This is a genomic window from Streptomyces sp. NPDC046977 (genome assembly GCF_040644455.1).
Lineage (GTDB): Bacteria > Actinomycetota > Actinomycetes > Streptomycetales > Streptomycetaceae > Actinacidiphila.
Genome location: NZ_JBEYWO010000057.1, coordinates 23,142 through 30,431 on the forward strand (window position 1 = coordinate 23,142; position 7,290 = coordinate 30,431).

Here is a 7,290-nt window from a genome sequence, read left to right on the forward strand (position 1 = left end):
TGGGGCCCCTCACGTCGTGTCGGCGGTCAGCTCGCGCCGATGAGGCGGGTGACCTTGCGGGCGAGGGCGACGGCGTAGTTCTGGCCGCGGTCGTGCGGGTAGATCTGCGCCATGGTCGCCAGGGTGACCCGGCTCATGTGCGTGCGGTGGTCGGGGATGCCCGCCCGGTACTCGGGCGTGACGACGGGCTGGGCGAAGGGCGCCCGGGAGAAGTGCCACTCCTGGATCCAGGACCGGTCGAAGTCCGGGTTGAGCCGCTGCAGATACGGAATGAAGCGGTCCAGCAGTTCTGCCGGGTCGGTGGTGAACCGCCAGTCGTCGCGGGGCACGTAGTTGCCGACGTACAGCACGTGCCGTCCGCCGTACTCGGCCCGGTCCACCATCTGCGTGTGCTCGACGACGGCCAGGAACGGGAAGTCCGGGTCGTTGATGTTGAGCCAGTAGTACGGGATGACGCTGCGGTCGACCTCGAGGACGAAGCACGTGGCGCCGAGGTACTGGTTGCGCCACACCGCCGCGTCCGCGGGGACCTCCGCCGCTTTGGCGAAGACCGGCTGCGGAGTGGTCACGATCAACTGGTCGAAGGCGTACCGCGCGCCGTCGCCCGTGGTCACGGTGACCTGCTCCGCGCCCTCGGGCTGGCGGATGGCCTCCACCCGCTTGCCGAACTCGACCTTCCCGCCGCGCGCGCTCACCGCGTCGTGGAGCGCCGCGTAGACGCGCTCGAACCCGCCGTGCACATAGCCCAGTTCGAAGGTCCGGCAGTGCACGCGAGCCCACAGCCACGCCATCGAGACCTCGTCGGCGCGGTCACCGAACTTGCCTCGCAGCAGCGGCTCCCAGACCGCCTCGGTGGCGCCGCGGCCGGCCCAGCGGCGCAGCCAGGACAGCGCGGTGCGGTCGTTGAACCGCTCACCGTCGCGCACGAGCTTCAGCGCCGCGGAGGAGGCCCCGAAGCGCACGCCGTCCAGCAGCGAGAAAGCGGGGAACCGGAGCATTTCCAGCGGGGTGCTGAAGGGGTGCAGCCGCCCGTCGCGGAGGACGCCGGTCGTGGGTTTGTGGAAGCGCAGATCACCGCCGAGGCCGAGCTCCTCGATGAGGGCGATCATCTCCCGGTCGCTGCGGAAGATGTGGTGGTAGTAGCGCTCCAGGGGTGTTCCGCCGACCGCGATGGACGCCGCCAGTCCGCCCAGCTCGTCCGCGGCCTCCAGGACGGTGACCTGGTGGCCCGCCTTGACCGCGTCGTAGGCCGCGGTCAGGCCGGTGGCGCCGGCACCGATGATGCCCAGATTCATGCGAAGCTCCACTTTCTGTTGAGCACGAACTGCACGGCCAGCACCAGCGGCAGCGAGCCGGCCTTGACGAGGTTCGGGTCGGCTCCGAGCCCGTCGGAGAAGATCCGGAACAGCACGTAGGTCAAGGCGATGCCGGTCAGGCCGACGGCGTAGAAGCGCAGGAAGCGCACCAGCAGCCGGTCGCGCTTGTCGAAGGTGAACAGCGCGTTCAGGACGAAGTTGTTCGTGATGCCGAGGCTGGTGCTGATGGCGTTGGCCACCTGCTCGTTGAGACCGAGGACGTTGTACAGCAGCAGGAACGTGACCAGGTCGAGCACGACGCCGCTGCCGCCGACCAGGGCGTAGCGGATCAGCTGGCGCAGGTCCGCCCGGCGGTCGGCGGGACCCTCCGCCGGCACGGCCGGGGTCGCCGCCGCCCGGCCGGAATCAGTCGCCGTCATGACGGACGACCTCGCGCACGATGTACAGCGGGCGGCCCTGTGTCTCGCTGTATATCCGTCCTATGTAACTGCCGAGCACTCCGATGGCGAGCATCTGCGTGCCGCCGAGGAAGAGAACGACGACCATGATCATCGTCCAGCCGGACACCGTGATCTCGGGCCGCAGGACACGCATGGCGACGGCGTAGACGATGCCCACGAACGACATCGCCAGCACGAGGAAACCGAGCCGGGTGATCAGCCGCAGCGGCACGGTCGAGAAGCTCGTCACCCCGTCCGTGGCCAGGCGGGCCATCTTGCGCAGGGGGTACTTGGTCTCGCCGGCGAACCTCTCGTCGCGGTCGAAGAAGACCTCGGTCTGCCGGAAACCCATCGACGCGACGATGCCGCGCACGAAGCGGCTGCGCTCACGAAAGCGTCGCAGCTCGTCCGCGGCGCGACGGTCGAGGAGCCGGAAGTCGCCGGTGTCCAGCGGGATGTCCACCTCGGCGCAGCTGCGCAGAATGCGGTAGTAGGCGTGCGCGGTGACGCGCTTGAAGAAGGTGTCCTGCCGGGTACGGCGCCGCGCGTGGACGATCTCCGCTCCGGCCCGCCAGGCGTCGACCAGTTCGAGGCTGACTCTCGGAGGATCCTGCAGATCGGTGTCCATGATGATGACGGCGTCGCCGTCCGCCTCGTCCACCCCGGCGGTGACGGCGATCTGGTGCCCGAAGTTGCGGGCGAACTCCACCACCCGCACCCGCGGGTCGTTCTTGGCGAGGTCGCGCAGGATCTCCGCGGAGCCGTCCGAGGAACCGTCGTTGACGTAGACGAGTTCGTAACGGAACTCCCTGCGCTCGTCGAGCACGGCGACGAGTTCCTCGTGGAAGTTCCGGATGCCCTCTTCTTCGTTGTAGACGGGCAGCACGTACGAGACGAGCGGCGTGGCGCCCGGTGCCCGCGTCACGCGCGAGGCGACCGCATCTGCGGTTTCAGCGGTCCGCGTGCTCAACGTCGGCCCTCCGCGGCGCGCGTGGGACGCTCATGAGGTTTCCTGTACATCGGGCAAACGTATGGACCAAACATTAATTGATGAAGAACATTTGATACCCATACAGCTTACGGAAGTCGACCGCAGAACGACACTCTGGTCATGGCCTTGCCATGCGTGACGGAGGGACGCCCTCCGCACGACGGCAGACGGACCGGACCCTCCGCGTCCGGGAACGTGCCGGCGGCACACCCGGCGGCCGCCGAACCGTTCGAAGCCGAGGCCGCGCTCCGCGGGTCACTCCGACGGCCGCACCGGTCGCGCCCCATGACCGCCCTCCGCGCAGACTCGTCACCAACCGTCCTGCCTGCCCCGAGGCGAAGAGAGTGCCGATGCCTGCGAATCCGCTCGCGATGTCCCGCCGCGCACGCTGCCTGGCGCTGCTCGTGCCGGTGGCCGCCCTGGCGGTGTCCTGCCCGGTGGCGGCGTCCCCCGCGGGCGGGAGCGGCGGCGGGCGCGGCACCAGGCCCACGATCGTGCTGGTGCACGGGGCCTGGACGGACGCGTCGGGCTGGCTCCCGGTCATCCGCGGACTGCAGAAGAACGGCTACACGGTCCTCGCGCCCTCGAACCCGCTGCGCGGGCTGAACGCCGACTCCGCCTACCTGACGGCGGTCCTCAAGACGGTCAAGGGTCCCGTCGTGCTGGTCGGCCACTCCTACGGCGGCGCGGTGATCACCAACGCCGCGGCCGGCAACCCCGACGTCAAGTCGCTGGTCTACATAGCGGCCTTCGCGCCCGAGGCCGGGGAGAACACCCGCCGCCTCATCGCCAAGCACCCGGGCAGCCACCTGGCCGACGCCTCGGCCCTGGTGCCCGCCGCGCTGCGCACGGTCCCGGTCCCGGAGGACGGCGGCGACGGCGGCGGGCTCGAACTGTGGATCAGGCCCGAGCGGTACAACGAGATCATGCTGAGCGGCCGCGTCCCGGCCGCCACCGCGGCCTCGCTGGCGGCGGCCCAGCGCCCCGCCGCCACGGGGATCGTGACCGAGGCCGCCCGCGCCGCGGCATGGCGGACCATCCCCTCCTGGTACCTGGTCGCCACCGCCGACCAGGCCATCGGCGCCGCCAACGAGCGCTTCATGGCCCTCCGGGCCGGCAGCCATGTCGTCGAGGTGGACGCGCCGCACGCCGTCCACGTCACGGCGCCCCGCGCCGTGACCGACCTCATCCTGGAAGCGGCCCGCGCGGCCGGCCCCCGGCTCACCCCGTCCGCGAACTCGCGGCCCGTGGCGATGATGGCAGCGGCGGCGAGCATCTCGGTGGCGACCGGCACCGCCCTGTACGCCCTCACCCGCAGGCGCGAGACCCGCCCCCGGTGACCGCGCGCCGGGCCCGGCCGGCGGGACGGGATCAGCCGGCGGGGCGGGGTCAGCCGGCGGGACGGGCGAGCACGGTGGCGAACGTCACGTCGAGGAATCCGTCGAGCGGCTGCCGGTCGCGAACGAGCCTGGCCCGGGACATCGCCCCCTCGAAACCGCTCACCAGGTAGTCCGCCAGCGCTTCCGCCGACACCGTCCGGGCGACCTCCCCCGCCTCCTGCGCCTCCCTCAGGGTCTCGGCGAGCGCCGTCTGCCAGCGCTGGAGGTGCTCCCGCACCGCCTCGCTCAGGGCGGGGCTGTGCGCCGGGATCTCGGCCGCCAGATTGGCCAGCAGGCAGCCGCGCGCGTAATCGTTGCGCCCCGCGAGCGCCACGCGGTGCCGCAGGTTCGCCTCGATCCTGGCGATCGGCGAGGGCGCGGGACCGGACAGCGCCTCCAGGGCCAGGGAGCCGGAGAACCGCTCGACGGCGTCGAGGCCGAGCGTCTCCTTGCTGCTGAAGTGGTTGTAGAAGGACCCCTTGGGCACGCCGGCCGCGGCCACGATGTCCTGCACGCTGGTGCCGTTGTAGCCGCGCTCGTGGAACAGCGTGAGCCCGGCCTCGGCGATCCGTTCTTTGGTCGTCACGGCCACAGTATGACCGGTCGTCTCACACTGGTCCGGGGAATGTCCACGGTGGGCGGGTCGCTTATCCTGTCCAAGACGACCGGTCACATTAGGCCGCCACGTCCAGTACCGGCAGTGCCGCCGGGCCCCCCCACCTCACCGCCCCGGACATCTGGAGACCCTTCGTGCACCCCACCCCTCACGAGGCCGCGCACCGCAGGAGCGCCGTTCCGGTCAGGGCCTGGCTGCAGCCCGCCCTGATCGGCCTCGTCATCGTCTCGGCCTTCATCAGCTGCTACATCGGGGTGCAGCGCGATCCCCAGCCGCACCGGCTGCCGATCTCGGTCTCCGGCCCCCTGCTGGGCGACCGCCTGCAGCAGGCGCTCGGCGACGCGGTCGACGTCCGCCCCGCCGCCTCGACCACCGACGCCCGCCTGGCGCTGGAGCGGCACGACGTGGTCGCGGCACTCAGCGCCACCGACCACGGCGACACGCTGCGGCTCGACGTCGCGGGCGCGAACGGCCTGTCGACCACCACCGCGGTCAAGAACCTGGTCACCGCCTACGGCCACGGAGCCGGGAAGAACGTCACCGTCCGCGACGTCGTCCCGCTCGACCCGTACGACGCCCGCGGCCTCGCGGGCTTCTACGTCTCCTTCGGCGTGTCGCTCGCGGGCTTCGTCCTCGCCCAGAACGCACTGGGGCTCGGCCAGCTCCTGCACCTGCGCCACCGGCTGACCCTCATCGCGGGCTTCTCCGCGGTCTCGGGCGTGCTCGCCGCCTTCATCGCCGGACCCGTCCTGGGCGCCGTTCCCGCACCGTTCCTGCCGCTGGCCTTCACCCTGGCCCTGCTGTCCGCGGCCGCGGCGTTCACGACGAAACTGCTGGGCACGTACCTCGGGCCGCTGGGCGTGCCGGTCGCGACGCTCCTGCTGCTCACGATCGGCAACTCCACCAGCGGCGCGACGATCGGCCCCGACCTGCTGCCCGGCGTGGGCCGCGCCCTCTCGGCGGCCCTGCCCCCGGGCGCGGCCGTCCGGGCGGTCACGGACCTCACGTACTTCGACGGGGCCCACGCGCTCACGCCGCTGGCGACGCTTGCGCTGTGGGCGGGGGGCGCGGCAGTGCTGGTGGCCTTGCGGCCTCGGTTGCGGGAGGCGGTGCGGCAGCTGCCGGGGCGGGGAGTTGTGCGGGCCGCTTGAGCTTGCCCGGCGTTTTCCCCGCCCTCCCGCCCTCCCGCCCTCCCCCAACCTTCGGCCGGGGGTGCCCCCAGCCCGGCGCGGAAGTGCGGGCCCTGCGCTCTGTCTGTTGTGGGGGTCGGCGCGGCGGCTGACGGCCGGTGCGTGACCCGGAGTGCGCAGCGGAAAGCACCTGAGGCACCTAAATGTGCTGTCCGGAACGACAGCCCCAGCGGAGGCCACGCACCCGGCCCCCCGACAACTTGCGTCGGGGGGCCCTGACTTCCTGGGGCACACGGGCGGGAGGACGGGGATCGCTACGAGCGGTTGAAGAGCGACTTCGACCACGCGTAGCCCAGCGCGGCCAGTGCCACACACCAGCCGACCGCCAGCCACCCGTTGTTGCCGATCTCCGTCCCGAGCAGCAGCCCGCGCAGCGTCTCGATGGCCGGCGTGAACGGCTGGTACTGCGCGATCGGCTGGAACCAGCCCGGCATCGCGTCGATCGGGACGAAGGCGCTGGAGATCAGCGGCAGGACGATCAGGGGCAGCGCGTTGTTGCTGGCGGCCTCGGCGCTGGGGCTGATCATGCCCATGCCGACGGCGATCCAGGTGAGGGCCAGGGCGACCAGCGCCATGAGCCCCAGGGCGGCGAGCCATTCCAGGGGCGTGGCGTCGGAGCGGAAGCCGATCGCGACGGCGACGGCGCCGACGAGGACCACGCTGGCGATGCATTGCAGGACGCTGCCGATGGCATGCCCGATGAGGACGGAGCCGCGGTGGATCGCCATGGTGCGGAAGCGGGCGATGATGCCCTCGGTCATGTCGTTGGAGACCGACACCGCGGTCCCGACGACGGTGCCGCCGATGGTCATCATCAAGATGCCCGGCACGAGGTACGCGATGTACTCGGAGCGGTCGGCACCGCCGTCGCCGATGCCGGCGCCCATCACGTCGCCGAAGATGTAGACGAACAGCAGCAGCAGGACGATCGGGGTCAGCAGCAGGTTCAGGGTGAGGGAGGGGTAGCGCCGGGCGTGCAGGAGGTTGCGGCGCAGCATCGTGGTGGAGTCGCGGACGGCGAGGGGCAGGGAGCTCATCGGACGGTCTCCTTGGTCTGGGCGGTGTCGGTGTCGGTGAGGGCGAAGAAGACGTCGTCGAGGTCGGGGGTGTGCACGGTGAGTTCGTCGGCTTCGACGCCGGCGGTGTCGAGTTCGTCGAGGAGGGTGCGCAGGTCGCGCTGGCTGCCGTCGCTGGGGATCTGGAGGGTGAGGGCTTCGTCGTCCCGGCTGGCCCGGGCCAGTGCGGAGGCGGCCCCGAAGTAGCCGGCGGGGTCGGTGAAGCGGAGCCGGACGTGTCCGCCGGGGATGAGGCGCTTGAGTTCGTCGGCGGTGCCCTCTGCGGCGATGGTGCCGTTGTGG

General features: G+C 71.4%; 8 protein-coding genes. 2 read left to right on the forward strand and 6 right to left on the reverse strand.

The window, feature by feature from the left end; translation table 11 throughout:
* Positions 1-26 precede the first annotated feature (26 nt).
* The 3 genes from ABZ883_RS41410 to ABZ883_RS41420 are packed head-to-tail and all read right to left on the reverse strand — an operon-like array spanning position 27 to position 2,681.
* Positions 27-1,295 (reverse strand): NAD(P)/FAD-dependent oxidoreductase, encoded by a 1,269-nt coding sequence (locus ABZ883_RS41410; RefSeq protein ID WP_360916924.1) that lies wholly within the window; start codon positions 1,293-1,295, stop codon positions 27-29.
* On the reverse strand, positions 1,292-1,735 hold the full coding sequence (locus tag ABZ883_RS41415) for a GtrA family protein (protein WP_360916927.1): 444 nt from the start codon (positions 1,733-1,735) through the stop codon (positions 1,292-1,294). Before ABZ883_RS41415 ends, ABZ883_RS41410 begins: the two co-directional genes overlap by 4 nt.
* On the reverse strand, positions 1,722-2,681 hold the full coding sequence (locus ABZ883_RS41420) for a glycosyltransferase family 2 protein (RefSeq protein ID WP_360916930.1): 960 nt from the start codon (positions 2,679-2,681) through the stop codon (positions 1,722-1,724). Before ABZ883_RS41420 ends, ABZ883_RS41415 begins: the two co-directional genes overlap by 14 nt.
* 416 nt (positions 2,682-3,097) lie before the next feature.
* On the opposite strand from ABZ883_RS41420, the gene ABZ883_RS41425 reads away from it, so the two are divergent.
* Positions 3,098-4,087 carry an alpha/beta hydrolase gene (locus ABZ883_RS41425; RefSeq protein ID WP_360916933.1) on the forward strand — a complete coding sequence of 330 codons (990 nt, stop codon included), beginning with the start codon at positions 3,098-3,100 and terminating at the stop codon, positions 4,085-4,087.
* Between the two features lie 49 nt (positions 4,088-4,136).
* Here the strand turns inward: ABZ883_RS41425 and ABZ883_RS41430 are convergent, their stop codons facing one another.
* On the reverse strand, positions 4,137-4,712 hold the full coding sequence (locus tag ABZ883_RS41430) for a TetR family transcriptional regulator C-terminal domain-containing protein (RefSeq protein ID WP_360916936.1): 576 nt from the start codon (positions 4,710-4,712) through the stop codon (positions 4,137-4,139).
* 164 nt (positions 4,713-4,876) lie between these two features.
* Here ABZ883_RS41430 and ABZ883_RS41435 point away from each other — a divergent pair, with 164 nt between their 5' ends.
* The gene (locus ABZ883_RS41435) at positions 4,877-5,893 is read left to right on the forward strand and encodes a hypothetical protein (protein ID WP_360916939.1); all 1,017 of its coding nucleotides are present in this window, start codon (positions 4,877-4,879) and stop codon (positions 5,891-5,893) included.
* Positions 5,894-6,186: 293 nt separating this feature from the next.
* Here ABZ883_RS41435 and ABZ883_RS41440 read toward each other — a convergent pair whose 3' ends face one another.
* Positions 6,187-6,969 carry an ABC transporter permease gene (locus tag ABZ883_RS41440; protein ID WP_360916942.1) on the reverse strand — a complete coding sequence of 261 codons (783 nt, stop codon included), beginning with the start codon at positions 6,967-6,969 and terminating at the stop codon, positions 6,187-6,189.
* A partial coding sequence (locus ABZ883_RS41445; protein ID WP_360916945.1) for a DUF4162 domain-containing protein occupies positions 6,966-7,290 on the reverse strand: 325 nt, incomplete at its 5' end. The genes ABZ883_RS41445 and ABZ883_RS41440, both read right to left, overlap by 4 nt.